A 23,759-nucleotide genomic window follows, 5' to 3' on the forward strand; every position below is an offset into this window, starting at 1 on the left:
TAAAATGTACAAATTTACGGATTGCTCTACAGGCGGGATCCTGATGAAGGGACTTCCACGTACTTATCCATTGATGATAATGCTTAATAATCTCGGGGTAGAGTTAATAACCGGACGAGGTGAAGAAGTATGAGAAGTGTTTCTAAATTTGCCTTTGTATCTTTTATCTTCCTATTCTCTCAGTTAGCTATAGCATATACTCCAGTAAACCCCCTATGGAGCCTAAACACCCAAGTAGAAAGCATTGACGTTTCTAGAGATTACATTTTAGTAATTTCGGATACTCTACGTTTATTTGATATGACTGGAGATCCAATCTTGGAAAGGCCAACTCCTCTGTGGGCTGGACTTGTAGATGGAAATCTAGTAATACTCGAAAATGCAAATAAGACTATTCATGTCACTTGGATAAACTTAGTGAATAAATCCTCAGCATCGTACGCTATAAAGATTAAGAACTTTCCCCCATGGATTATCGCAAAAGGAGAAAAACACGTAGTGGTTCTTGATTTTGAACCCATGGGAAATTCCACCTTTTATGTCCTCGACAAGCATGGGATAGCATGGAAATTGAGATATGCCATGGCTGTAGAAGAAATAAAGGTGAAGAATGAGTCAATTTATGTTCGGAGTTTCAGCAATATTTACAAATTTAAAGAAAAGCGAGAATGGATGATCGACTTTCCTATATGCATTTTCCCACGAAGTTTTGATGTATACAAAAACTTTATTGGAGTTTTACTGAATAATGGAACGTTACTCATGCTGGAAAATACGAAGAAGCTGTGGAGTAAAGATCTCGAATTTAGTGAAGCCCATAAGCATGAGTGCCTCTATGCAACATATTCCTCACCGTTATATGCTGAACTGGGGTTCCTAGGAGATAGACTACTTGTCACCATAGACAATGAAGCCATGCTATACGACACTAATGGAACTCTCCTGTGGACTTTTGAGTTATATGAAAACGTTACAAAGCTGGCAACTTCTAATTCTCTGGCCCTTGCAATAACTCCTAACAAGGTATACTTTATTTCAAAAGATGGGATTTTAGGGAGCTATACAACCACAACCAACATTAAACATGCTGCAATCTCTAACTTAAACGCCATAATAACTGATTTTGAGTCAATTTATTTCTTCACCTTTGAACCATTTGTGACTATTACTGAGGTTGATGAGAATATTGCAGGGGAAGTGTTTTCTGATGAAATGCCTGATGTCCAAATTGTTCTTGGAAAAGCTGCGGCAAAGTTCGTTAACACAACATTCGCAAGGGACACAATGAAATTCAATGGAACCGTTTACAAAAGCATCTGGCGGAAGGAAGATTACTGTCTGATTCAGCCCGAAAATGGAAGAGTATTCATAGTAGGAACGCATAGATATGGAACCAAAGCTTGCTTGCTCTACTACAAAGAAAGAAAACCCAAAAAGCTTATGCTACTCAGATGGCAAGATTTAAACAGAAATGACAAAGTAGAGATTGAAGAAATTAAGGTTGTGGCTAGATAAAAATCTCTAAACCTAAATCATCGAATTCAAAAATTTCCTAAACTTTTCTCCAATGTTTTCCGGAGGGATAACCTCCACTTCTACTCCAAGCTCCCTGAGATATTCCTCAACCCAGCTTTTTCTCAAAGGCTCGTTCCTAAAGGGATAAACCACCCAGAGGTGTTTAAAGCCAGCACGGTGGGCCTTTATTCCATTGTAAAGGATTCTTTGCTTTATCCATTTGTAGGAGTTCTCGAACTCAATTGCCAGAATTTTCTCATTTCCTCTCAAAATAGCCAAGTCTATTCTTGCATTATCCTTCGTGGAGAACTCCTTAAGGGCTTTAAAACCCATTTCCTCCACAGTTTTACTTAATTCCTCAGTGAGTGCTTTTATTTTAATCTTAAACCCTCCAAAAATTTGAAAAAATTAGAGAGCCTTTTTGAGCTCCTCTAGAGCTTCCTTGGCCTTCAGGACGTTCTTTATCTTTCCTTGGGCAAGGTCTTTCTTACCTCCACCGCCTCCGCCTGCAACCTTCGTGATTATCTTTATCAGATCACCGGCTTTGTGTGGTATTTCATCACCAACGCTGACCACAACGGCTTTGCTGTCCTCACTTATCAAAGCAACAACTCTCTTTGGTTTCTTAAGCTTCAGAGCTGCTTCTCTTAAGTGATCTATCTCTCCCTCCACTATAGCTCCAATGAACTCAATCTCTCCTATTTTCTCAACTTTGCTCTCGAGCTCATAGACTAAAAGCTTCGCAAGTTCTTTGTTGAGCTTCTCCACTTCTTTCCTTGCTTGCTTCCATTCCTCAAAGAACCTCTCTGCAGTCTCTGGCAGTTTCTCTGGAGGAACTCTAAATACCTCACTCGTTCTGCTTAATATCTCCCTTTCCTTCTGCCATTCCTTGATAGTTGCCTCGCCACATGTGAAGATTATCCTCTCAACTCCATCCTGTATTCTCTCCGTGCGAAGGATTTTTATTGGGCCTATCAAGCCAGTATTTGGTAAGTGTGTACCTCCACAAGCTTGCACATCCCAATCTTTAATGTTCAAAATTCTGATTATCCTGCCCGGCACTACTCCCCCCTGATAAAGCCTAAAGCCGTACTTTTGCTCCGCCTCGGTTCTTGGCAACCATTCCCATTTAACAGGTCTGCTTTCCATGACCACTTTATTTGCTAAAAGCTCTATTTCTTTAAGCTCCTCTTCGCTGATGCGCTTGTAGTGAGCTATATCCAATCTAGCCCAATCGGTGCTTAATTGGGAGCCAGCCTGCCAAACGTGTTTTCCAAGAACCCTAACAAGGGCTCCCATGAGAACGTGAGTACCGGTGTGGTGTCTCATGTGCTGTATTCTCCTCTGCCAGTCAATTTTTCCGTGAACGGTGTCTCCTTCTTTGAAAGCTTCAGGATTCTCCACCTTGTGGAGGATTACTTTGCCAACTTTCTGGACATCGAGCACTTTAATTCCGCTGAGCTCGCCCAAATCACACGGCTGACCTCCACCTTCGGGATAAAATGCGGTCTGATCCAAAACCACCCAGTCCTCTATTACCCTAAGCACCTTTGCATCAAACTCCTTCATAAACGGATCCTCGTAGTAGAGGGTTCTCGTATCTGGCAAGTCTTGAACGAGCTCAAAGTCCACTATTCTCTTCTCCTCTTCTTTCTTGACAGTCTTTTCAGCCTCTTTGGCAACTAAGCTGTAGAAGTTGTCCGGAACCTTGACTTTCATGCCTTCTTTCTCCGCAATCTCCTTGACGATTTCAGGGGTCAAGCCGTGGCTCTCATAGAAGAGAATAAGCTTCTCAAGGGGGAGTTCGTTAATGCCTTGTTTTTTAAGCTTTTCGATTTCTCTCTTCACTAATCCGCTTCCCCTCTTTAGGGTCTCTGCGTATTTCTTTTCTTCAACGTTGACCATATCAAGAACAACATCTTCCATTTCCTTGAACTCTGGGAAAGTCTTGTGTAAAGCCTTTATGTGCATTGCAACTATTTCGCTGAGGGGGATTTCCAAACCGAGCTCTCTAAGGTGTCTTATGCTCTTCCTTATGAGCAATCTAGCAAGGTAACCAGCTTTAACGTTAGAGGGAACAACACCATCGGAAAGCATAAAGGTGAGAGCTTTTGTATGGTCGGCTATTGCGTATATCAGTTCATACGGTCTAACGAGTCTCGTAAGTTCATCTGGATCAATTCCAACCCTCTTTGCAACTGTCTCCCTCAATACTCTCAAATCACCCATATCTTCAATATCAAACATTCCCGCTAATTTTGAGTTCTCCATGAGAATTCTGTCGTCTATTTTTTCAATTCCAGCCATCTTTTTGAGGGGCTCAATGACATAGTCTAAGACTGCATCATATGCCGTTGGAGTCCCTTGGCTCATCCAGACAAGCCTTTCAAGCCCATAACCAGTATCAACGACCCTCGTATCCATCGGGACATACTTATCTCCCTTAATCTCAACAACCTGAGATGGATCAGCGTCTGGAGGGGCTAACTTATACTGCATGAACACTAAAGTGGCAACTTCTAAACCGCGGTAGAGAACCTCAAAAGCCGGACCAGCGTTTCCTCCACCAGCCCACGGGTTCTCCTTAAAAGTTATATCTTCTCCTTTCATCCCCAAATCCTTGGTGAAAAACTCGTAGGCATATTCAACGGTCTCATCCATCCAGTAAATCGGTTTACCCGGATAGTTGAAAGCATGGTGTGCCATCATTTCAAATATCGTGAAGTGCCTGCCAGTTATTCCAACGTTGTCTATGTCGGTAAACCTTATTGATGGCTGGCTTATCGTGAGTGGATTTGCGGGAGGATCAGCTTCACCGCTTATAACCCACGGTTGGAAGTCCATTATGCTCGCTCCAACGAGGAGCACATCGTCTCTCCATCTGGGTAAAACGGGGTAGCGTTTTACTCTTCCGTGTCCCTTTCTCTCAAAAAAGCTCAGGAACTTCTCACGCATCTCGTCGAGAGTGTACTTCTTTGGGATGCCCGGGTTTCCTATGAATTCGTACTCATCACATGGTGGATCCCCACAGGTTTCTCTATCTGGGTCAAGCGTCCAAAAAGGTTTTCCACAGACCTTACAGGTTTTTCTTATCCACCCTTCTTCCTTAAACATCCTTGTACTCATGTCCATGATCATCACCATCCTTAAGTCTAACCTAAAAGTTGCTTTTCATATTAAAAAGTCTTTGTCTGAAGAAGCGTTCACAAATGTTTTAGAATTATTTGTCGACTTCCACGTCTTCAAACTCATCCTCATTTACGACAACAAAAGGAATTTTCATCTTTTTAAGCATCTCAATGAGCTGTTTATGACTTTTTTCTAGCATTTCTATTTTGTGTCTCAGACTTTGGTTCTCGATATAGAGGCTCGTCGCTTCTTCAGTTTTCATGTTGAGCTGGGTCTTTAACTCAATTATCTGCTCCTCAAGCTCCACAACAGAGCGTTCAAGCCGTTCTATTTCTTCATAGAGGTCTTTGCATAATATTCTTTTTACCATTGCGGTCAGCCCCGCGAAACTTCCTCACCAATCAGGGGGCTCCAGACTCATCATTCCGTTTTTACTTTATAGACCCAATTTATTTTAACCTTTTGTCGCTGAGAATCAGAAATATAGGAACTCAAACAGCATAGTATTCCGGTCTCCTATCCTTGAAGATGTCATTGAACTCGTTAAGCTTTTTGTTCCTCGCCTCTTCGATGTTTATCTCAACAACTCCCACTTCCTCCTTATCTTCACTTGCCCTGAGCAGGATTTCAGCCTTTGGTGAGTTTATCTGGCTCATGCCTATGAACCTTAGCCCCCTCTCTTCTCCGATTCTGTTTGCTGTTATGCTGAATACCCTGTTTTCGAGGCTCCTTATTGGCATTGCCCTTGGAGCATAGGGAAGAACCAGATTGGCCGGATGTGCAACGATATCAGCCCCTTTAAGGGCAAGCGTTCTCATCGACTCCGGGAAGAACCAGTCAAAGCATATCATAATTCCCACTTTTGCAATACCTATGTTGAAGACGTGAAAGCCGAGGTTTCCAGGCTCAAAGAAAAGCTTCTCCCTATAGAAAAGGTGAACCTTGCGGTATTTTCCAATGTAGCCCCATCCTATTGGGCCTACAATGACAGCGGAGTTGTAAAGTTTCCCCCTCTCATCTTTCTCAGCGGTTCCAGCCACTATGAACGCTTCATGCTCCCTTGCCTGCTCAACAAGAAATTGAGTGGTCTCCCCATCTGGAATCTGCTGGGCTATCCCCTCCACTTCTTCTTTCGTCTCAAAATTGTAGCCCGCGTCAAAAAGCTCTGGAAGAACAATGAGCTTTGCACCTTGTCTTGCAGCCTCTCCAATTAATTTCTCAGCTTTGCTGAGGTTGGTATTAAGATCCAAAAGCTTTGGCTCCATCTGAACAAATCCAACTTTCATTTCAATCCCTCCTTAATGTTTAGGGTTTTGACGGTTAATAACTTATCGAGCACATTTTTGTCCAAGCCAAGAGCTATAGAAAGAGAAAATTAAAATTACACAATTTTTGAGAGTTTTAAAAAGCCCAAAATTGCTAGGATTACTCTAGAGCCAGAAATTACCTATTTAAATATCACAATCTCACCAAGAGGCTTTTTATTATCCACTAACGCGATATAGGGGTGTGATAACTATTTATAAGACTTCGACAAGAGACAAAGCTCTGCTTGACCAGATTTTCCTTTAATCTCCTTTATTTTGTTCTTTTTGTCTTTGCTATTTTCTAATCCCTTTTGATGGAAAAGCTTAAAAACCAAGCAAAGTGAGCTTAGTCTGGAACGATTATCGGGGGTGATGATCATGAAGAGGAGACCAAGGAAATGGAAAAAGAAGGGAAGAATGAGGTGGAAGTGGATTAAAAAGAGGATTAGGAGACTAAAGAGGCAGAGAAAGAAGGAGAGAGGAATAATCTGATTTTTCTTCAATCTTTATATCTCTTTTACGTGATTATCATGGAAAACTTCCCTTACGAGGAGCTTTCTCTTGAACTGCAAACATCTTCCGGAAGAACCCTTGTTCTTGCGGATCCACATATAGCTTTTGAACTTTCGAGGGGATTAAGGGTAAGAACAAAATTCGAAAAAAGCCTTGCAGAGTTTATAAAAGAGAAAGATCCGGATCTGGTGATTATCCTAGGTGACATAAAAGAGCCCCTCGGAATGAGTAGATTTGTCAAAAAGCTCCTTATGGAATTCTTTTCTGAGATTGTGGAATACAGCATTGTCATAACAAAAGGAAACCACGACGGAAAGATAGAAGAAGTCACAAAGGAATTCAAAAATGTAAATGTCGTCAGTCATTTTCTCCTCGATGATACGCTTTTCCTCCATGGACACCAGAACCTCCCAGAAGTTGAGTTTAAGAAAGCTTTTCTAGGACACATCCACCCTGCAATCAGCTTGAGGATTGGAAGGAACATTAGAAAAGTAAAATGCTTCTTTAAAGTTGAAGATTTTCTAATTTTGCCCACGATAAACCCCTACATAGAAGGGTTCGACGTGAGAGAGGGGATAAAAATGATCCCATTTTTGAAAAATTCTTCATCAGGAGAGGCTTTTCTTGGAGACGGAACCTATATTGGCAAAGTTGAGCTAAACCGTAAGGCTTAAAATGTATGAAGCTAAATATTCATAGGTGTGAGAGAAAGATGGGGGACGTGTACGATAAGCTTGAGAGCCTCTTGAGAACATTGGGATTCAAGAAAAACGAACTTAGAATATACCGCCTGCTCTTGGAAAAGAAAGCCCCTATGAGGATAACTGAAATAAAAGAGGAGCTTGGAATAAGCGAGAGAAGTGTTAGGGAACACGTCCTCAACCTGTACAAAAGGGGAGTTCTCAAGAGGGAGCTCATTCAAAGAGGCTGGCTTGGCTATGTTTATTCTGCAGTCTCACCTTCTGAGCTTCTGGCAAAACTTAAGGAAAATGTTGTCAAAAAGATAAATGAAATTGAGAAAGAACTAAAAAACGATAATATCTAAAGACCTTAATATCCCAACCGCTTTCTCAAGCTTTTCTTTCTCGAACTTCCCGTACTCCTCTTCCAGAGCTTTGAATGCCTCTTCTTTTGGCATTATCTCTCCGAGCATTAATAGCTCATGGAGCAAAACACCCATTTTCCTATCTTCCAATATTTTTCCCAGCTCCTCCCCCTTCTTCTCGTCAATCTGCTTTATCGATCTTGGATAAATAATGCCTTTTTTCTTCCACTTTAGCCAAGGTTCAAAGGTAAACTCGTGTCCCATGTTTAGCCCTAGGAACTTAGAATCCCTCGACAGCCCGAGCATAACCAACTTTTCCGCCACTTCGAGATCCCTTTCAATGCTGAGCTCTCCAAGGTACTTCATTGTAAAGCCTCTAGCAAATCTCTCAAGCTCCTCTTTCTTTCCTTTTGCAAGGGCTAATGCAGTTGCCAATACCGCTCCACCTATTATTTCAAGGCTTTCTTTGCTTATCTTCTCAACACTGTCCTCGCTTGAGTGATAAAACCTGTCAGGCCAGGTTATGGGCATCACGCTTGGAATTCCAAAGAAGTTGAATACATCATGATCGCTTCCAAGCTCGTAAGGATAGCTTCTAGCCTTCATTTTTGGCAGAGAACTTCCCCCAAAGCTCTCTCCTTCGGAATTCACGAGACCAATAAAATACTCCAGAATTCCGGAAACAATCGAAAATCTTGATAATGGCGTTCTAATTATCATTATCGTTGAGTTAGCTCTGTCTTCACTTCCCCCAACCATGTCAAGGTTTATCGCCACGTAGTAGTCATCGAGCTTTGCGTATTTCTCTATAAAAGCCTGCGTCCCATGATGCTCTGGAATCCAGAGAAAAGCAAAGCCAAGCCGGAATGAATCATCGTAAAGAGTATTAAGTGTTTTAGCCAGCTCAATCAGCGTTGCTGCTCCGCTTGCATTGTCGTTTGCGCCCGGTTTTGGGTGGCATATGTGAGCCGTGAACAGAACATACGGAGGCTTTCCCACATTTGCGTAAACAATTGGAAGAACTTGACTCTCAGAGATTAAAGTGTCAACCTTGATTTTTGCCGTTACCTTTTCACCCTTCTTCAATTTCTGGAGAACGGCATTTGCAAGCTCTTCGCTTAGAGCAACTGCTGGGATTTTTGCCCATTCTAAGTCCCTTTTAGCCAAAAATAGTCCAATGTAAGGGAAGGCATTGCCCGTTCCCTTTCTGTAAGCTATAAACGCAAGGGCTCCTTTTTCATTCGCTTTTCTGTAGTTTTCATGCCATTTCTCACTCACAATAACTATCTTGCCCTTCACATTTTCCCAGTCTTCTTCCCTTTCTATTGCTATAACTTCCCCCTCGGCTTCTCCAGGTGGCGAGTGCGCCATTACGACAAGGGGGGTCTTGGAAGTCGTTATTTTCTTTCCAATTATCCCCACTTCCCCGTAAATTAGATCCCATGCTATTGGAGAGGAAAGGGTTAAGTGCCATTTCTCCCCGTCATAAGAATCCTCAAGCAGTTCTGCTTTTATGCCATTTATCCTTAATTCCTCGTTTATGTATCTGGCAGCTTCAACCAGCTCCTTGGACCCTTGGATTCTATGAAACTTGCTTATCTCGGAGATATATCCTAAAACATTCTCCGGGTTAAAAACTTCGGCTTCTTTCAAGAGCTCCTTCATCGATAACACCAAATAAAAATTCATCCAGAAAAGACTATAAAGATTCCTATCTCTTGCGGAACATCTTTGGTGTAGAAATAATTTCTGGCACTTCCATAGATTTCATGATACTCAGTATCTCAGGTGGTTCGATAATTTCAGGAGTACTTAAAAACTCAGAGAATTCATCTTCAAGCTCGTTTTCAAGCACGTAATTTTCTTCTCTAGGCTCATGCAGATCTCTCGAACTTGATGCTGATAACCCTGAGGCTATGTCCTTCATTCTTTTCGCCTTTCCGTCTTCTAGTCCCTCTTCATAAGCTGTTTTTACTTCTTCAAGTATTCCTAACTCTTCTGCAAGGCTGTAGATTTTAGATTTTTTCTTAGAAATCCACGACACCCATTCTGTATGCCCTTTATACCCAACAAAATATCCGAATCTATAGGCCTCTTTTATGAGATTTCTTTTTTTATCCATCTTATCGGACATAAAAGCATCACCAGGGAGCTTCGTCATATACTACAAGGCCATCTTCTGTAATCTTCATCTTCTTCATGTTTGTGTCATGTGCTAGTCCTCTCATTTTAAGTATTTGAATTGCCCTTATCATTTGGTACTGTCGCATAAAGTGATGCATAACTATAACACCGCTGGCAACGTAGTAGTCATCGGTATACCTATTGGACTCAAGCATTTCAGTTATTGTAATTGCGGTTACTTTCATTGTAGAAAGAAGCTTGATTAATCTTGTAATCTCCCTTCTTTTGTTCTCTGGATCCTTTACTAAAAATTCAAGTGGAGTAAACGAGTCTATGACAACTCTTTTTGCATTTTCATGAAGAATTATTCTCTTTATTTCATCTAGAACTTCTCCCCACGTGGGTTTTTTGTTTCCCTCTGAGAGGAAATTGCTTAAATCATATATCACAATTTTTTTGCTTTTTATATAATACATCAAATTAAACCTAAAATGAAGCATATCCTGAACAATTGTCCTCGCGTCATCAACAATAGATATGTACACCCCCCTTCTCATTATTTTTCGCTCCTTCAATTAGAAACTGGATGCCCAATGTTGTCTTTCCACTTCCTGGTGGTCCTGTTACCACATAGACCCTCCCTGGAAGGAGGCCTCCTCCTAAAAGTTCATCTAAACCTTTTATTCCAGTTGGAATTCTCTTGTAAGCTAAATCCAATTCCTTCTCCATTTTTACCATCCCCTTTATCCCCATGTAATGTTTCGGTTAAAAAGAAATCGGACTACAAACGAAAATCCTATACCAAATAGGTTCGCTATTAGATAGTTAACACCCAGATACAAAAGAATTAGATAGATGCTCCACTGAACTAAAGCTCCTGTAAGTGCGGCAAGATGAAAGTTCAGTAAGCGTAGGTGAATCGGCTTTTTCTTTATATCCTTAAACGTCCAGAGGTCATTCCATATAAAATTATTCAGTATGGAAAGCTCAGTCGCTGGGATTACCGCTATCCTCTTGTCCCACCCTAAAAATTCCACAAAGCCAAGAAGAGAGCCTTCATTTACAACAATGCCGCTTAAACCAACTATAGAGAATTTAACAAGCCTGTCTATCTCCCCCTCCCACTTCATGAGCCTGTAAAGATGGCGTAGATAGTTCAGTATTTGCTTGTTGCTCAGCTTACTTTCTCCCGAACTTCTTAACCCGAATGTAAAGGGAATCTCCACAACTTTTGAATATCTGCCCTTTATAAGTATCTCAAGAAGGATTTTGAAGCCCACTGGATTGAGTTCAACTCCCTCAACAACCTTCCTTTTAAGGGCAAAAAACCCGCTCACAGGATCTCTAATCCCCCTTATCTTTGGCAGAGCAACTCTGCCTATCATTATAGCGCCTCTTGAGATGAGTTTTCTCCACCAGTACCAATTTTCAACTTTTCCTCCTCTCACATATCTGCTCGCTATAGCTATATCGGCACCATTCTCAATAGCTTTAATCAACTCAGGGATAACTTCTGGGGGATGCTGCAAGTCAGCATCCATAACCACAAAGATTTCTCCCCTCGCCTCTTCGAAACCCCGAATAACAGCAGAGGAAAGCCCCCTCTCGTTTGTTCTTCTTATAACCTTCATGGGATATTCTTTTGCAAGCTCTTCTGCCTTCTCCCAAGTTCTGTCAGGAGAATCATCGTCCACAACTATTATTTCAAACTCTTTTCTCTCTAAAGCCTTCGCTATCCGTTCAAACAGCTCCTCCAAGTTTTCCCGCTCATTGTATGTAGGGACTATTATTGATATCATTGGCATCCTCTCCAATTATGCAGGCCAGAATTTATATCTTTTGCTGGGAGAGTTGGGAAAGATTTATAACCAGATGCTTGAAAGTTAGCGCTGAGGGGCCGTGGGGTAGCTTGGTCTATCCTTCCGGCTTCGGGAGCCGGAGACCCGGGTTCAAATCCCGGCGGCCCCACCATCAAGTTTCTGGGTGAGAAAAATGGCGTATTTAATAATAGAGCATCTTGAAAAGCTTGGAGAGTGGGTTCTGCTTGAGTATAAACACGCAAGCGAGTGGTGGGGGGATAAGCTCATCTTCACAAACGTTTTGCCGGAGGAGAGAGAAGAGCTCGCCAAACTCGGCGGAGTTATTTCACAAAGCGTCACCGAGTTTCCGTTTGATCGCTCAAAAATGATAATCCTTGACCCCTTTGCTGAAGAGGAGCTCAAACCGGAGGACATAGAGGAAGACACGATTATAGTTGTAGGGGGAATTCTTGGGGACTTTGAGTTCACAGGAAAGACGAAGAAGTTCATAACCTCAAAGATCGAAGGGGCCAAGGCAAGAAATATTGGGGAAGTTCAGTTCTCTATAGACGGTTCGGCGATAGTTGCAAAACTCATAGCGGAAGGAAGAAGACTGGAGGAAATAGAATATGAAGAGCATCCCACTATAAAGCTTGATGAGTTCAGCGAGATAACACTCCACTACGCGGTGCCAAAGCTGGAAGGAAAGCTTTTGCTTACCCCAGGCTTAATAGAGCTCCAGAAAAAGGAGCTCGGATATGAAGAAGACATAAGCGACGAGGAGCTTATTGAGTTCTTCGAGGGGAAAAGAGAAATTTGAGGTACCCCAGCCTTGGTAATCATAACTCCTTTTGATATTTGCCCTCTTTGAAGTTCTGAGACTCTCTTAATTACCGTGAATTACTTCCCGCCAATAACCTCTTCCAAGAAGAGCTCCTTCTGAACCATAAAGGATGCAGACTGGCGCTCTAAAAACGTCGACTGCCTGCGAGGAGGGCCTCTTAATATCCCCGGCCTCTTTAGCACTATCTACCAATCCCAATTCTCAACAAAATTGGAACCTTAAACTTAGTCTTGAATGTGTTCATTTTTGTACTCAATAAAATAGTAAAGCTTTATATATAGACATGAAGTATAGTTACTGTAGATGAGTGCGATTCAGCACTCCAACTTGGAGGGATAATCATGAAGAGGTTGTTGGGACTCACTCTGCTCGGGATGATACTCCTTTCGTTTTTATTCCCCTCAGTAGCTATATCGGCCGGTACACCAACGGAGGGTTACGGAATTCTCCAAGTGATTGGCAACGTTTCTAAGGTTTCTATTGGGGGAAAAGGCACTCTGAAAGCGCCTTTTATCATCATACTCCCGGCAGGAAACTACACGATCCTTTCGGGGAAAAAAGTTAAGATCAGAGCTGAGATAACGGTGAAGCCCGGAAAATGGAAAGTTCTAATGTTAAATCCCCCTTCCGGAAAACCCGTAATCGGCAACGCTACAATCCTTGGAACGGAGATAACCTACAACGAGAACATAGAATACCCAAAGGTGGAGTCGAGATTCTCCCCGGGGTTTCCTTCAGTCGGCTGGGGCTGTGGAGGTGGATGGGCCCCGTTTTATTGGACAGATAAGCCATACCCGCTTAGTGGCGTTGATAAGGGAGGATATACCGGGGAATTTCTCTTAAACGGCACGATAACTGCATGCTGGAACAGAGGGCGAAGAGAGGGTCTTTTCTACACACTTGTGGGACCCTACTATCAGGAGGGTATTGGACTTAAAAATGCGTCTTTTGTAACTCCAATATCAACACTGAGGGCCTCATCAGACGTCGATCCGCTTAAGGGGTATCTATTTAACGTATCCCTCATTAGCATGGTGACTCCATTTGTGGTGGCCCTTCCGGTAGTTCCTGAGGACGTATATAACGTCTCCGCGGTGACTCTCCAAGGGGAGCAGCTTGTCATACCTCACATACAACGTGTAACCACATACAATATCAGTGTTGGGTTCGACCACTATCTTCTTACGGCAACGATTGAGCTGGCTCCTTGGGCAAGCTATTCCCTCTATTACAACACAAGCACCATTAAAAATACAGTAAGAATAGTTGAGATTCCCTTTGATTTTGAAATTCCCGTTATCCCATGATTTTTTCTATCTCCATTTTCACCCTCTCCCTATCGGCTTTATCAACCACCAAAAAGACCTCCTGCACAGAGCCATCGCTCTTCGCGACGAGCTTTAATCCTGCGTGAGTTTCTCTTGTAACCTTTATCTCGAAGCCTCTTGAGTCGCTGGCGTATATTCTCCCCGGAATTACTTTCTTGACTCCTTTTATCCCCGCAATCTCTTCAAGAGCCGGCAGAATACCCTTAAGGAGATGATGTTCAAGCTTGACACCTTTTTTAATATGCTTGGGCATCTTTAAGTCCTCTCCACCCATTATCAAGTTTAAAATCCGTTATTTTATCTTAAATCAGCATTTATAAACTTGACGTAGCCTACTATAAACATGCACAAGAAGGAACTCAACATAAGAATCAGATACTGCCACACAAAACTTAGAGCCTCCCAAAGAGAACCTTCCCATCCCATTGTGTAATCTGATAAAACAATGTCTCTGTTGGCATTAATTCTCATGCCTGAACTCTCAGGAATGATGCTACAATTCCCAACGCACACTCTTCTAACGGCTATTTTTGAGATGATTCTTTTATACCATTCTCCTGGCACAAAGAGTGTGAGCTTTCTGTATATGTAGTTTGAGTTTTCACGATACCGTGTGATTATATCATACATATCTATTTTTTCATTAAGTGTACCGCTGATTTTTATTCTCTCTTCGAGTGAAGTTAAACCACCCGTGCGCTCGAGGGTTAGTCCATAAGGTCCCAGTTCTTCCTGCAACTCTTTAAAGGCAATGCTGCTGGCGACTTTAAACGCAAAGAGGGAATACACAATCTCAACAAGCATCACAAGTATTAAACCGAGAGTAACCGCGTTCTTCGGATTCTTAATTAAAATGGAAATAAATATGCCAGTGCTCAGATAAATGAGGGTATAAAGGAAGGTTATGGGAAAAAGCACACTCAAAACTTTTAAATCAAAGAGCGTTACAGGAATGCCTTTAATTAAAGCTAAGCCAATGCCTGTTATGTAGAATATCAAAAGACCGATAAATACTGTTGCCAATGCTCCTAAAAACTTACCGATGTAAAACTGATCTCTATAAAGAGGATGGCTTAAAGTTACTCCGATACTCCCCTTTTGGATTTCTTGGTTTATCAAGTCAGCTCCAAGAAGAATGCCTAGAAAAGGCACTACTTTTACAAGAACTTGGTGAAAGGGTAGGAAAATCCTTGTAAAGGGAGAAACCATGTTTCTGAGCTTCCATGCAAGCCGCATAAGCCGGGGATCATCAAAAGCATAGCTTCCAGTGGAGACATCGTGAATAGCTAAAACCGCAAATCCAACGAAGATCAAAAGTATTCCTATAAATCTCTTTGTTTTCATGTTTATTTGGATGTCCTTTATTGCTATATTAACTATTGGGCTTGATCTCATATTTGTATATTTGAGTTTTAAATTTAAAAATTTGTTGGCAAAAATTTTATATAACAATAAGCATAAGTAATAAACGCATCTCTTGGAGGTGATGGGATGAGAGGGTTGCTCGTAGGAGTGCTCCTCCTCAACAGCTTCTTTTTGAGCTTAGTAGCGGCTGCAAATGGAATAACTCCACTGAGTTGTTGGTACCCATGGGACTACGACACTGATGTTCGCCAGTGGAGTGATAATGAGTGGGTCTGGGCAGGAGTTCGCGGACAGGTTGAGATCTGTGATGGGCAATTTCAAAGGGTTCTCACTGATACAGTGAAACATACTGCCTACTGGAAGGGAGTAAATGTTGATCCCAGTAAAGATGTGATTAGACGTGCATATCCTGAATATGCCGTGACACAAATCCATTACAGAAGAACAAATGGCGACGAAGGGTATGCAACGGCATACATACCAAACCTCTACCGTTAGGAGGTAGATGTATGAAAAAGCTTTTTGTCTTTCCCCTTTTACTTCTTTTTTCTTCATCTGTATTAGCTCTTCCTTCATGGTTTAAGGAAGGGGTTTACGTGAAATATGCTCTCCTGATGCCTGAGGATAGAGGTCCGAAAGATTTTCACATGTTCACCCTTCATCCGGCTTTACTCAGGCCCGACATTTATAAAAAGCTTTTACAGGTTAATGAAAGGTGGAAGGACGCTCCAGAGGCTAGCAAGGTGCGGGAAGATAAACTCATTGGTCTTTTTGTTTATGGTGATGTTTTTCTGATTTTTAGAGTTGTTAATGTTACCGGCGAGAGTGCACTGATTAACGTGACTCTTGAACTTTACAACATCAGCGTGAACTTCTGGCGTCCGCTAGATGCTTTGAATATTTCTACGCTTTTAACTCTTAATCTGACGGATTTAACATATCGGGATGAGAAAGGGAATATAATAGGGAGACCTTCCTTCTTCATTGATCCACAAAACCCACCAAAGAAACGGGATTTGATCGTGAAAATGAGCCTTCTAAAGAATTATGGAGTCTATATTGGTGGAGATTTGATCGTCAGAAATGTTTCTTACACTATGCATATAAATCAGACGCTTTTAACCTATGCGAGGAATTTTACTCCCCCATACATAACGGTGATGTCAAATAAAGAGCCTCTTATCTGGGCTGTAGGGAATGGAAGCTTATTCAGCTCATGCTCTTTCGAGGCGATCTATGATTTTGATTCTGGTTTAATGATCGGGCTCATGCCTAGTTCCCAGCCCTCGGAGTTTCTTGCCCTTGGGATTATTGAGTCCAGTTTTTTAGATTACACTGCTACAAAGAACCTTCGTAAGCTTCATAAGAGTGGGGAAGATAAGGTTAAATGGTGGCTTCAGGGGTTTAACCTTTATGGTACTAACATCGAGTTCTGGGAGCCCAAAAGGGTTGAAGCTCCAGAAAGCAACATGAAGTACTTCTTCATTATTGGGCTTTTACTGTTAGTCATAATACTTGTAAAAAGACTAACAGGTGAGAGAGAATGAAAAAAACATGCATAATCCTGCTCATGATGCTCCTCTCTCCTGTTTACGCCCTTCCTCCATGGTTTAAGGAGGGGACTTACGTAATTTATGTAGCATTCCCTTATAAGGATAGACCATTTCCCACTGCAATAATACTAACGGAAAATGATACTCTTCTGGAAGCCTATGGAAACGTTACTTTGACCTTCAATATAACCCGGATATCTGGGAGCATCGCCTACATAAACGTAACTCTCAAGCTTCTTGATGTTGAGATAAAACCCGGAGGAAAACACTTTGAGAAGATGGCATTCTTCGAAGTTTTAACCCTTGATCTGAAAAACTTAATGTACATAGAAAATGGAACTCCTGTTGGAAAGCCCGTCTTTTTTATTGATCCAAAACATCCTTTCCAATTGAACGAGACAATTTTTGGAACCAGTATGAGAGTTGAAAATGTTACTCCTTCATTCCTTGCTCCAATAGTCTATGCTGGCAAAGTGAAAAGCGGTGTTGAACTGGAACTTAGGGGGTATAACGCAACTTCAGAAGTTTCGAGAATCCTTGGCTTTGATGTTGAAGGAACATTCTACAACATGATGGATGGTGTAGGGAAGAGCACATATGATAATTCGACGGGTCTGCTTCTCTGTAATTTCCCTCCCACTACCTACGAAATGAAAAAGATGGGCCTTAGATATACCCACTTTTATGATCAGCTTGCAATGCACCGTTTCCTTGTGCAGCTGAAACGTCGTGAGGTGGTCGAGAAGAACCATGCTTACTGCGGTAGGGGGATGAACCTTTACAAAACAAACATTCCCATACCCTTTGAAGAGTACGTGTGGGTCGAGGACGAGAAGAACTGGAGGAGGATACTTATTGGGGTGATAGGAATATTGACAATCCTTATTGTGCTCGTAAAAATCCGGAGGTGATGAAATGAGGGTTCAATTAAAGTGGGAGCTAAATGATCATCTAAACCTGCTTGTGTTCATGTTTGGTTCCGTACTTATGGGGGTAACCTTTCGAATACACCTCCTCGAAGGTGGAACAAACTTTTCGGTTGATCCACCCACGACTTCATGGATACTCCTTGAATCTATGAGAGCACTTGGATTAAGCTTCCCACGACTGGCAGAGGATACCTACATGATTTTGGTAATCACAGGAGCTCTACTTTCTTCACTTACTCTTCGCTACGATAAGGACAGCCGGTTGGCTATGAGTATCTACAGCCTTCCCATAAGGAACTACAAGGTGGTGCTGGCTAAGTTCATTGCGTCTTTTGTTTTATTATTTTTGTCCGTGATTATTCCTTTCTTCTTGACGTTAGTCTATACCTATGGGGACGCTCCGGATCTGCTTAAAGGAGCATTGTTTGGGGAGGGATTTTTCATTAGTTACTTCATATTTTGGTTGCTAGCTTGCTTATACGTAATATCTCTCTCAAGCCTGATAGCGGAGCTCTCGCCCAACCTGTTTGCATCGCTCCTGGGAGGTGTAACTCTGCTGTATCTCCCAAAAATACTTGATATAGCTTATCTGCCTCCAGCGGTGCTCAATTCGGCATTTCTAACTTCGCAAACTGCTTTTGATGGTGTGACTCAAAAGATTCTCATGCTGGTGGATAAAGCCTTCGTTTCGTGCATTCTAATACCTTTGACGTTGCTGGGGATGACACTCTTAATAAGTGAATGGAGGGATGTAGTGTGAGACTGTTAAAGGCTATCCTGATTTCGGTTCTTATCATCACAGTCTTTTCACTTGCTGCCCAAGAGAGAATTCTTCAGAAGCCATATTCACAGGTCATACTAACGGGAAGGGGGTTCGTTGTTCCGTCTGCAAGAGTTATTCTCCTAAACACGAATCCCACGGATGGCGAATATATGGTTTCAATCTTTGACCCGGAAACAAATAAGACGATATTCTCAAAACGGACTGGGAAGCCAATTAACGAAGAGATACTGCTTTCACATTCTGGACCTTACTACGTTCTTGTGGATTCCGAACTCCCTGTCGTCTGCGCTCTTAAAGGCATGACAAGCTATCCATCAAAAGAGATTTTGAACATTGAATACAGCATGGGAGGGGTTTCTGCATTTTTGCTAGCTTTTTTAATGTTTCAGGAGGGTAGGAAATGATGATAAAAGCTGAAAATTTAACTAAAAGATTTGGAAAGCTCACTGCTTTGAATTCCATAAATCTTGAGATAGGGGAAGGCTTCACTCTTATACTTGGTCCAAACGGAGGTGGAAAATCAACGTTCCTCAACTTATGTGCCGGCATTTATAAACCTACAGAGGGAAGAATTGAAGTGTTTGGAGAAGAACCGTGGAGCAATGAAAAAGTCAAGAAACGGATTGGTGTTTCTTTTGATCCTCCCGCTTTACCGAGGCACCGCACGGGCTTGGAATGGATTTCATATATTGCAGAGTTCAAGGGGATTGAGAAGAGCGAGATAATAAGTGTTGCCAAGCTGTTTTCAGTAGAGCCTTTCTTAAACAGGAAAATTGGAGAATACTCTGCAGGAATGCTTAAAAGACTAAGCCTTTCTCAAGCTTTTCTTGGCAGTCCGGACCTTGTCTTACTTGATGAGCCGTTGGCAAACCTCGACCTCAAAGGAATTAAGGAGATAACGGAGATTCTGAAGGGAGTTGTTGAAGATGAGACAAACATGGTTGTAGTTTCACACATATGGCGACCTCTCATAGACGTAGCCAACAGGATCGTTGTAATTGCTGCAGGAAAAGTGGTTTTTGATGGCGAACCTGAGGATATTCTGCCAAAAATTGGAGAAATTTAGGAGGTGATAGTGTGAGATGGTTGAAAGCTGTTGTGATTCTAGTCATGTTCTTTACACGTGTTCCCCTTGGATTATCTGGGAACGATGCAATACTTAAAATTGATTCAGTTCCGGTAGGGGCCGAGGTCAGCATTGAAGGTATAAATAACACTTTTCGCGCTCCAATTATTTTAAGCATGTCAGAGGGAAAGAAGGTAATAAGAATTTCCAAAGGCTCATATACGATTCTTTACAGTCTCTCTATTAGCGAAGAGGAAATTCTAACGCTCTCGGTGGACTTTAGAAAGATAGAAAAAGCCGTTGGAAAGGCTTTCACAAATGCAACAATAAAATACGGCTTTAACATAACGGTGCCAACAAAGGAGGAAGAATACGAACCCCCAATGGCTACTCCAACTTGGGAGGGCTGTGGAGGGATAACAATGGCAGGACCAAAGGATCCACCAATGGTAATTTATCAGTTTGACTCAAAAGATCCCTACTATCAGCTCGTTCTCAACAACACACCGGTAAGACTGCAGTATAAGAACATAGTGGGGTGCATAGTGATTGAGAGAATTTTCTACAACAGTAATGGAGGAGTCACAATGACTGGAGGCGGAGAATGGAACAGCGCAACATACATCGCCCCAACAGCGTTGCTGATCATAAACTCAACGCCCCAAAATGCTACGGTTTACATCTTCGATTTCCACCGCTTTGGTGAATGGTTTACACCGATGAAGCTGAGGGTTCCAGTGATAATAGAACCTCAAATGAACGTTAGAGCGTTCTGGAAAGATTCCAACCTTACAATCCCATATATCCCCGAACTTCATGCCTACAAGATTTCCATAGGTCGCAATGGTTATCCTTTCTTTGAAGGATGGCTGGATTTGAAACCTAATGAAACATTAATCCTTAACATTGATCTCGAACTTCTTAAGGAAGCCGTGACCATTAAAAAAGAAAACGGTATATTAGAAGTGCTCACTCAACCAGAGAACGCAAACATAATGGTGAAAGATTTTCAGGGGAGAGTTTTGGGAAAGTGGACTTCTCCTTTAAATATTGCACTACCTCCGGGATTTTATGTTATCTCGGCTTTCATGGAAGGTTATGGAAATGCCGTAAAAAACGCAACAGTGTTTTCCAACAAAACTACTAAGATATATTTAGAGCTTAACCCCATTCCCGCTGAGCTTTCTATAGAAAGCTCTCCAAGTGGCGCGGTAGTATTGGTGGGGGATAGAAAATGCACCACTCCATGCAATCTAACAGTCCCTGCAGGCGATTACAATATCACAATTGGAAAGGAAGGGTTTATTGACGAGAGTAGAAGAGTCATTTTAAATCCAGGGGAAGAGATCAACTTAACTTTCAATCTAACCCCCAAGCCAAGAGTTATAATAAAGACAACACCTCCTGGGGCAGTTGTAACTGCAGATGGAACTAAAGCATGCACCACTCCATGCAACATAACCCTTAATCCCGGAAAGCACATATTAAAGCTTAACCTTGATGAATATAAAAGTGAGACAGTCGTTCTTCACCTAAATAAAGGTGATATTGTATCGATAAACATTAAGTTACACCCAGAGCAAGACACATTCAATAACTTTAAAGGAAAACAGAATACCAATTTAACTACTACTCAAAAAGATATAACAAAAACCCAACCCACAAATCTAGAAACCTCAAGCTATGGGAAGCTTTTGTTCATAGTGGGGATACTAGCACTATTAATAGCAATTGGCATCAGGAGGTGAAAGATTGCCAAGGCTCCTAATTTTATCCCCCGGAAAAGTAAATAGTCAGACTTTCTTCCTCACCTTCACCGCAATGCCCCTCTTTGCCTTCACCATTTCCTCCCCACTTAGAATAGCCTTTCCAACGCCAACTACTTTTTCATCCCTTACAACGCCAACAATGTCATCCGGGCGTATTTTGTAATCTGCTTCATTAACTCCCACGGCAAAAACGTCTCCCCTGAGATCGAAGTCAATCTTCACGTAATAGCTCTTCGTTGCATCGTAGATGCGCTGCATGCCGAATGGCGTCACGCTTATCACGCCGTCTTGGTAAGTTCCTGTCTGATTATTGCCTATGAGAATGCGGAGCATTTTGGAACCTATGATTCTCGCATCCTCGGGGAGAACCGCCTCTCCAGCACCCAAGCCAAAGTAGAAGTCAAACACCTTCCTAATGTTCTCGTAGAAGCGGTAAGTCCTATCTTCTTTTCCAGCAGTTAAATCCAAGCCAAGTTCTTTTATCGTCTTCTTTAAGCCCTCCAAACTTTCCTTACTTGTTGTGCCGTTTTTAACTGGAGTAAAGATTATCTCTCTCCCACTAATCTCGCCGGCTCTTTTAGCAACATCTACATAAGCTTCATCCAAATGAGCTATTATCGGGATCCTCTTGGGGTACTTCTCCAGAGCATTAGCTAAAAGCTCAGCCGCAGAGTTTACCTCTTCTTCACTCCAGTGGCCGGTAACTACAATGTCGTATTTGGCCAGCCACTCCCACTCTCTCGGCACGACTCCAAAAGGAGAAGTTAAAATAAGCTCATGTATTCTGTATATTCCACTTCCAAAGGCTTCCTTGAGGGCTTTTCTGTAAAGGGTGTGAGAGCGCGAGTGGGAATAGGGCTTTTTAGCTGAGCATGGGAAAAGGAAGAGCACTTCAGCGTTTTCAGGGGGATTAAATCTCTCAACTACCCTTTGCCTCCACCTCAATACTTCCGGCCTGTTCTGGGAGGCATCGCTTATGAAGTAAACAGTGTCTCTTTGTATTGGAGTGTATTTTTCAAGATAGTCCCAATTTTCTTTATCAGCTATCCTCAATATTCCAGCGTGAGCTTGAGTGTAGAAAAAGTTCTCAACCAGATAGCGAAGCTTCCCTTCCTCAAGAGCCTTTTTAACAAGTTTTATAACCTCCTTAGCAAATTCAAGAGAATTCTCTTTCTCATCCCATAGTAACGGAGAAAATTGGGTAAAGCCCTTCTTGTGGAAATCGTAGAGCTTCAAGGAACGGGTATCAAAGGCGTCAATACCGAGATAAACAGCCAAGGGATAGAAGAAAGGCTCAAGGTCAGTAATGAGGAGTAAATTTGGATCTTTTTCCCGGATAAGCCTAATGGCTTGAACAAACCTCCGGTAGTCCTTTACAAAGATTTTCGCGTTTCCTATGTAAAGGGCATCAAATGAGTGCTGAGAAAGGATATTTTCTAAAAACTCGTCGATGTATTCGATGTTCCTCACGACCGGGACATAAAGGGCGTTGAATCTTGAGTAATCGACGTCATACAGCCTGCTCAAGGCTTTTTCTACTATCTCCCTTGGGGTATAAAAGCTGAGGGGGATTGAAGGGGCAAGGTTGAAATCATATCCCCTAAAATCTTTGGGGTAGAAGTAAGAATTGAACGGCGAAAGGGTAAAATCTACTCCAGACAAAGCGGGCGTCTTAAAGGTCTTTTCCTTAATTTTGACTAACCCAAGCCTCCCTGGACCCTCGTGTTTTATAATTTCCATGCTTCACACCAGATTGTATCTCTGGAGCAGCAAGAGCTCATCCAAAGTAAGCTTTTCACCGCGCTTGAACTTTTCAAGAGCTTCAACTGCCTTTTCGAATGTAGCATCTTTCTTCGCCCTCATTCTTGCAACCATCTTATACGCTATAAGCTCCTTGTGCTTCTGATCAAACTCGAATATCTTCTTCTCTACCTCTCTGAGATCCCTCCTAACTTCCCTAATCTTTTCCCTGAGCTCAACTACCTTCTGGTGATACTCATCGGCTTCTTTTTTAATCTCATCTGCCTGCTGGTAAGCTTTTAGCATCTGTTCATGGAACTGCTGACTCTGATTTGCGAGCTTCTGTATCTCCATCCCTATTGCCCTTCTTGCTTTCTTCAAACTTTCAATCTTCTTCCTCGTTTCTTGGAGTTTCTTATGGAATCTCTCAGCTTGCTGGAGAATCTCAAGCTCTGTAGCCAAAACCTGTATTTGATCAACTATTTGTTTTTCTCTTTCGGGGGTTATGTTCGGATTGGTCTGCAGTTCCCATTCAAGCTTTTCAATTCTCTCCTCTATCTTTTCCTTTGGCATCTTTAATCTTCTCAGCTGTCTGTATTCATCCCTCTTTGCCCTGTACTCCATGGCTTCCTGATAAAGAAGATCAAGCTTGGCGTTTATTTCTTCTCTGTTCTTTTTGAGCTCTTTAATCTGCTGGTTGATTTCATCCCTTTTTATTTTATATTCTCTTGCCTTCTCCCTTAACTGCCTTACTTCTTTATTCTTCTCATCTCTTTTTTGTATCCAAATATTCAGCTCCTTTTGGAGCTGCTCCAATCTCTCCTGTATCTCTTTTTTCTCTCTTTCTAAAGCCTCTATTTCGGCTTTTATCCTCTTAATTTCCTCTGGGTCTACTTTCACTTGCATGGTCTCTTCCCCTTCCTCCATTTTAGAATAGTTGATCATGATC

The 23,759-nt window shown here is 42.0% G+C and carries 23 protein-coding genes, 1 tRNA gene and 1 pseudogene; 13 read left to right on the top strand and 12 right to left on the bottom strand.

Going from position 1 to position 23,759, the window contains the following annotated elements:
- Window positions 1–129: 129 nt before the first annotated feature.
- Window positions 130–1,515 (top strand): hypothetical protein, encoded by a 1,386-nt coding sequence (locus OCC_RS06460; protein WP_004066629.1) that lies wholly within the window; start codon window positions 130–132, stop codon window positions 1,513–1,515.
- Between the two features lie 12 nt (window positions 1,516–1,527).
- On the opposite strand, the gene OCC_RS06465 is transcribed toward OCC_RS06460, so the two are convergent.
- The 4 genes from OCC_RS06465 to OCC_RS06480 form a co-directional block, all read right to left on the bottom strand.
- Entirely contained in the window at window positions 1,528–1,848 is a 321-nt protein-coding gene (locus tag OCC_RS06465; RefSeq protein ID WP_004066628.1) for a hypothetical protein, read from the bottom strand.
- A gap of 75 nt (window positions 1,849–1,923) precedes the next feature.
- A complete protein-coding gene (gene alaS / locus OCC_RS06470; RefSeq protein WP_048874693.1) occupies window positions 1,924–4,653 on the bottom strand; it encodes an alanine--tRNA ligase in 2,730 nt (909 codons plus the stop codon).
- A gap of 82 nt (window positions 4,654–4,735) precedes the next feature.
- The gene (locus OCC_RS06475) at window positions 4,736–5,014 is read right to left on the bottom strand and encodes an initiation control protein YabA (RefSeq protein WP_004066626.1); all 279 of its coding nucleotides are present in this window, start codon (window positions 5,012–5,014) and stop codon (window positions 4,736–4,738) included.
- Between the two features lie 121 nt (window positions 5,015–5,135).
- Window positions 5,136–5,930 (bottom strand): nitrilase, encoded by a 795-nt coding sequence (locus OCC_RS06480; protein ID WP_004066625.1) that lies wholly within the window; start codon window positions 5,928–5,930, stop codon window positions 5,136–5,138.
- A gap of 551 nt (window positions 5,931–6,481) precedes the next feature.
- On the opposite strand from OCC_RS06480, the gene OCC_RS06490 reads away from it, so the two are divergent.
- Together OCC_RS06490 and OCC_RS06495 are read left to right on the top strand one after the other, a co-directional pair.
- Window positions 6,482–7,138 carry a metallophosphoesterase gene (locus OCC_RS06490; RefSeq protein WP_004066623.1) on the top strand — a complete coding sequence of 219 codons (657 nt, stop codon included), beginning with the start codon at window positions 6,482–6,484 and terminating at the stop codon, window positions 7,136–7,138.
- Between the two features lie 38 nt (window positions 7,139–7,176).
- Window positions 7,177–7,509, top strand: a complete 333-nt coding sequence (locus OCC_RS06495) for a transcriptional regulator (RefSeq protein ID WP_004066622.1) — start codon at window positions 7,177–7,179, stop codon at window positions 7,507–7,509.
- On the opposite strand, the gene OCC_RS06500 is transcribed toward OCC_RS06495, so the two are convergent.
- The 4 genes and pseudogenes from OCC_RS06500 to OCC_RS06515 all read right to left on the bottom strand — a co-directional run bounded on the left by OCC_RS06500 (window position 7,489) and on the right by OCC_RS06515 (window position 11,432).
- A complete protein-coding gene (locus tag OCC_RS06500) occupies window positions 7,489–9,174 on the bottom strand; it encodes a DUF4910 domain-containing protein (RefSeq protein ID WP_004066619.1) in 1,686 nt (561 codons plus the stop codon). The two genes, OCC_RS06495 and OCC_RS06500, sit on opposite strands and share 21 nt — an antisense overlap.
- Window positions 9,175–9,220: 46 nt before the next feature.
- Window positions 9,221–9,643, bottom strand: coding sequence for a hypothetical protein (locus OCC_RS06505; RefSeq protein WP_004066617.1), 423 nt, complete (start codon window positions 9,641–9,643; stop codon window positions 9,221–9,223).
- A gap of 7 nt (window positions 9,644–9,650) precedes the next feature.
- Window positions 9,651–10,386 (bottom strand): annotated as a pseudogene (locus OCC_RS06510) (RAD55 family ATPase).
- The gene (locus OCC_RS06515) at window positions 10,377–11,432 is read right to left on the bottom strand and encodes a glycosyltransferase (RefSeq protein ID WP_004066614.1); all 1,056 of its coding nucleotides are present in this window, start codon (window positions 11,430–11,432) and stop codon (window positions 10,377–10,379) included. The pseudogene OCC_RS06510 and the gene OCC_RS06515 overlap by 10 nt, the downstream one beginning before the upstream one ends.
- Window positions 11,433–11,526: 94 nt before the next feature.
- Between OCC_RS06515 and OCC_RS06520 the strand changes: the two genes are divergently transcribed.
- The 3 genes from OCC_RS06520 (at window position 11,527) to OCC_RS06530 (ending at window position 13,583) form a co-directional block, all read left to right on the top strand.
- A tRNA-Pro gene (locus tag OCC_RS06520) sits at window positions 11,527–11,604 on the top strand.
- 21 nt (window positions 11,605–11,625) lie between these two features.
- Complete coding sequence (locus tag OCC_RS06525) at window positions 11,626–12,252, top strand: hypothetical protein (protein WP_004066613.1); 627 nt, start codon at window positions 11,626–11,628, stop codon at window positions 12,250–12,252.
- Between the two features lie 365 nt (window positions 12,253–12,617).
- Window positions 12,618–13,583, top strand: coding sequence for a hypothetical protein (locus tag OCC_RS06530; RefSeq protein ID WP_004066611.1), 966 nt, complete (start codon window positions 12,618–12,620; stop codon window positions 13,581–13,583).
- Here OCC_RS06530 and OCC_RS06535 read toward each other — a convergent pair.
- Both OCC_RS06535 and OCC_RS06540 read right to left on the bottom strand, forming a co-directional pair.
- Window positions 13,573–13,857 (bottom strand): DUF2103 domain-containing protein, encoded by a 285-nt coding sequence (locus OCC_RS06535; protein WP_004066609.1) that lies wholly within the window; start codon window positions 13,855–13,857, stop codon window positions 13,573–13,575. The genes OCC_RS06530 and OCC_RS06535 overlap by 11 nt on opposite strands.
- Window positions 13,858–13,901: 44 nt before the next feature.
- The gene (locus OCC_RS06540; RefSeq protein WP_148290418.1) at window positions 13,902–14,999 is read right to left on the bottom strand and encodes an ABC transporter permease; all 1,098 of its coding nucleotides are present in this window, start codon (window positions 14,997–14,999) and stop codon (window positions 13,902–13,904) included.
- 96 nt (window positions 15,000–15,095) lie between these two features.
- On the opposite strand from OCC_RS06540, the gene OCC_RS06545 reads away from it, so the two are divergent.
- Genes OCC_RS06545 through OCC_RS06575 form a run of 7 tightly spaced genes read left to right on the top strand, consistent with a single transcriptional unit; the run spans window position 15,096 to window position 21,049 of the window.
- Complete coding sequence (locus OCC_RS06545; RefSeq protein ID WP_004066605.1) at window positions 15,096–15,467, top strand: hypothetical protein; 372 nt, start codon at window positions 15,096–15,098, stop codon at window positions 15,465–15,467.
- Window positions 15,468–15,478: 11 nt separating this feature from the next.
- A complete protein-coding gene (locus OCC_RS06550; RefSeq protein WP_004066603.1) occupies window positions 15,479–16,516 on the top strand; it encodes a hypothetical protein in 1,038 nt (345 codons plus the stop codon).
- Window positions 16,513–17,433, top strand: coding sequence for a hypothetical protein (locus OCC_RS06555; protein WP_004066601.1), 921 nt, complete (start codon window positions 16,513–16,515; stop codon window positions 17,431–17,433). Before OCC_RS06550 ends, OCC_RS06555 begins: the two co-directional genes overlap by 4 nt.
- Before the next feature lie 4 nt (window positions 17,434–17,437).
- A complete protein-coding gene (locus tag OCC_RS06560; protein WP_004066599.1) occupies window positions 17,438–18,211 on the top strand; it encodes an ABC-2 transporter permease in 774 nt (257 codons plus the stop codon).
- Window positions 18,208–18,639 (top strand): hypothetical protein, encoded by a 432-nt coding sequence (locus tag OCC_RS06565; protein ID WP_004066596.1) that lies wholly within the window; start codon window positions 18,208–18,210, stop codon window positions 18,637–18,639. The genes OCC_RS06560 and OCC_RS06565 overlap by 4 nt, the downstream gene beginning before the upstream one ends.
- Window positions 18,639–19,301 (top strand): ABC transporter ATP-binding protein, encoded by a 663-nt coding sequence (locus OCC_RS06570; RefSeq protein WP_048874694.1) that lies wholly within the window; start codon window positions 18,639–18,641, stop codon window positions 19,299–19,301. Before OCC_RS06565 ends, OCC_RS06570 begins: the two co-directional genes overlap by 1 nt.
- An 11-nt stretch (window positions 19,302–19,312) precedes the next feature.
- Window positions 19,313–21,049, top strand: coding sequence for a PEGA domain-containing protein (locus OCC_RS06575; protein ID WP_004066592.1), 1,737 nt, complete (start codon window positions 19,313–19,315; stop codon window positions 21,047–21,049).
- 45 nt (window positions 21,050–21,094) lie between these two features.
- Here the strand turns inward: OCC_RS06575 and arcS are convergent, their stop codons facing one another.
- The gene (gene arcS / locus OCC_RS06580; protein ID WP_004066590.1) at window positions 21,095–22,810 is read right to left on the bottom strand and encodes an archaeosine synthase subunit alpha; all 1,716 of its coding nucleotides are present in this window, start codon (window positions 22,808–22,810) and stop codon (window positions 21,095–21,097) included.
- 3 nt (window positions 22,811–22,813) lie between these two features.
- Window positions 22,814–23,716: a coiled-coil protein gene (locus tag OCC_RS06585; RefSeq protein WP_004066587.1), complete on the bottom strand. Its 903-nt coding sequence runs from the start codon at window positions 23,714–23,716 to the stop codon at window positions 22,814–22,816.
- Between the last annotated feature and the right edge of the window lie 43 nt (window positions 23,717–23,759).

The sequence above is a fragment of the Thermococcus litoralis DSM 5473 genome (genome assembly GCF_000246985.2).
Lineage (GTDB): Archaea > Methanobacteriota_B > Thermococci > Thermococcales > Thermococcaceae > Thermococcus_A > Thermococcus_A litoralis.

What these genes read in the sequence shown, in the direction of transcription:
- OCC_RS06460 (WP_004066629.1), top strand. Translation starts at nt 130, where the DNA reads ATGAGAAGTGTTTCTAAATTTGCCTTTGTATCTTTTATCTTCCTATTC.
- OCC_RS06465 (WP_004066628.1), bottom strand. Translation starts at nt 1,848, where the DNA reads ATGGGTTTTAAAGCCCTTAAGGAGTTCTCCACGAAGGATAATGCAAGA.
- alaS (WP_048874693.1), bottom strand. Translation starts at nt 4,653, where the DNA reads ATGATCATGGACATGAGTACAAGGATGTTTAAGGAAGAAGGGTGGATA.
- OCC_RS06475 (WP_004066626.1), bottom strand. Translation starts at nt 5,014, where the DNA reads ATGGTAAAAAGAATATTATGCAAAGACCTCTATGAAGAAATAGAACGG.
- OCC_RS06480 (WP_004066625.1), bottom strand. Translation starts at nt 5,930, where the DNA reads ATGAAAGTTGGATTTGTTCAGATGGAGCCAAAGCTTTTGGATCTTAAT.
- OCC_RS06490 (WP_004066623.1), top strand. Translation starts at nt 6,482, where the DNA reads ATGGAAAACTTCCCTTACGAGGAGCTTTCTCTTGAACTGCAAACATCT.
- OCC_RS06495 (WP_004066622.1), top strand. Translation starts at nt 7,177, where the DNA reads ATGGGGGACGTGTACGATAAGCTTGAGAGCCTCTTGAGAACATTGGGA.
- OCC_RS06500 (WP_004066619.1), bottom strand. Translation starts at nt 9,174, where the DNA reads ATGAAGGAGCTCTTGAAAGAAGCCGAAGTTTTTAACCCGGAGAATGTT.
- OCC_RS06505 (WP_004066617.1), bottom strand. Translation starts at nt 9,643, where the DNA reads ATGTCCGATAAGATGGATAAAAAAAGAAATCTCATAAAAGAGGCCTAT.
- OCC_RS06515 (WP_004066614.1), bottom strand. Translation starts at nt 11,432, where the DNA reads ATGATATCAATAATAGTCCCTACATACAATGAGCGGGAAAACTTGGAG.
- OCC_RS06525 (WP_004066613.1), top strand. Translation starts at nt 11,626, where the DNA reads ATGGCGTATTTAATAATAGAGCATCTTGAAAAGCTTGGAGAGTGGGTT.
- OCC_RS06530 (WP_004066611.1), top strand. Translation starts at nt 12,618, where the DNA reads ATGAAGAGGTTGTTGGGACTCACTCTGCTCGGGATGATACTCCTTTCG.
- OCC_RS06535 (WP_004066609.1), bottom strand. Translation starts at nt 13,857, where the DNA reads ATGCCCAAGCATATTAAAAAAGGTGTCAAGCTTGAACATCATCTCCTT.
- OCC_RS06540 (WP_148290418.1), bottom strand. Translation starts at nt 14,999, where the DNA reads ATGAGATCAAGCCCAATAGTTAATATAGCAATAAAGGACATCCAAATA.
- OCC_RS06545 (WP_004066605.1), top strand. Translation starts at nt 15,096, where the DNA reads ATGAGAGGGTTGCTCGTAGGAGTGCTCCTCCTCAACAGCTTCTTTTTG.
- OCC_RS06550 (WP_004066603.1), top strand. Translation starts at nt 15,479, where the DNA reads ATGAAAAAGCTTTTTGTCTTTCCCCTTTTACTTCTTTTTTCTTCATCT.
- OCC_RS06555 (WP_004066601.1), top strand. Translation starts at nt 16,513, where the DNA reads ATGAAAAAAACATGCATAATCCTGCTCATGATGCTCCTCTCTCCTGTT.
- OCC_RS06560 (WP_004066599.1), top strand. Translation starts at nt 17,438, where the DNA reads ATGAGGGTTCAATTAAAGTGGGAGCTAAATGATCATCTAAACCTGCTT.
- OCC_RS06570 (WP_048874694.1), top strand. Translation starts at nt 18,639, where the DNA reads ATGATAAAAGCTGAAAATTTAACTAAAAGATTTGGAAAGCTCACTGCT.
- arcS (WP_004066590.1), bottom strand. Translation starts at nt 22,810, where the DNA reads ATGGAAATTATAAAACACGAGGGTCCAGGGAGGCTTGGGTTAGTCAAA.
- OCC_RS06585 (WP_004066587.1), bottom strand. Translation starts at nt 23,716, where the DNA reads ATGCAAGTGAAAGTAGACCCAGAGGAAATTAAGAGGATAAAAGCCGAA.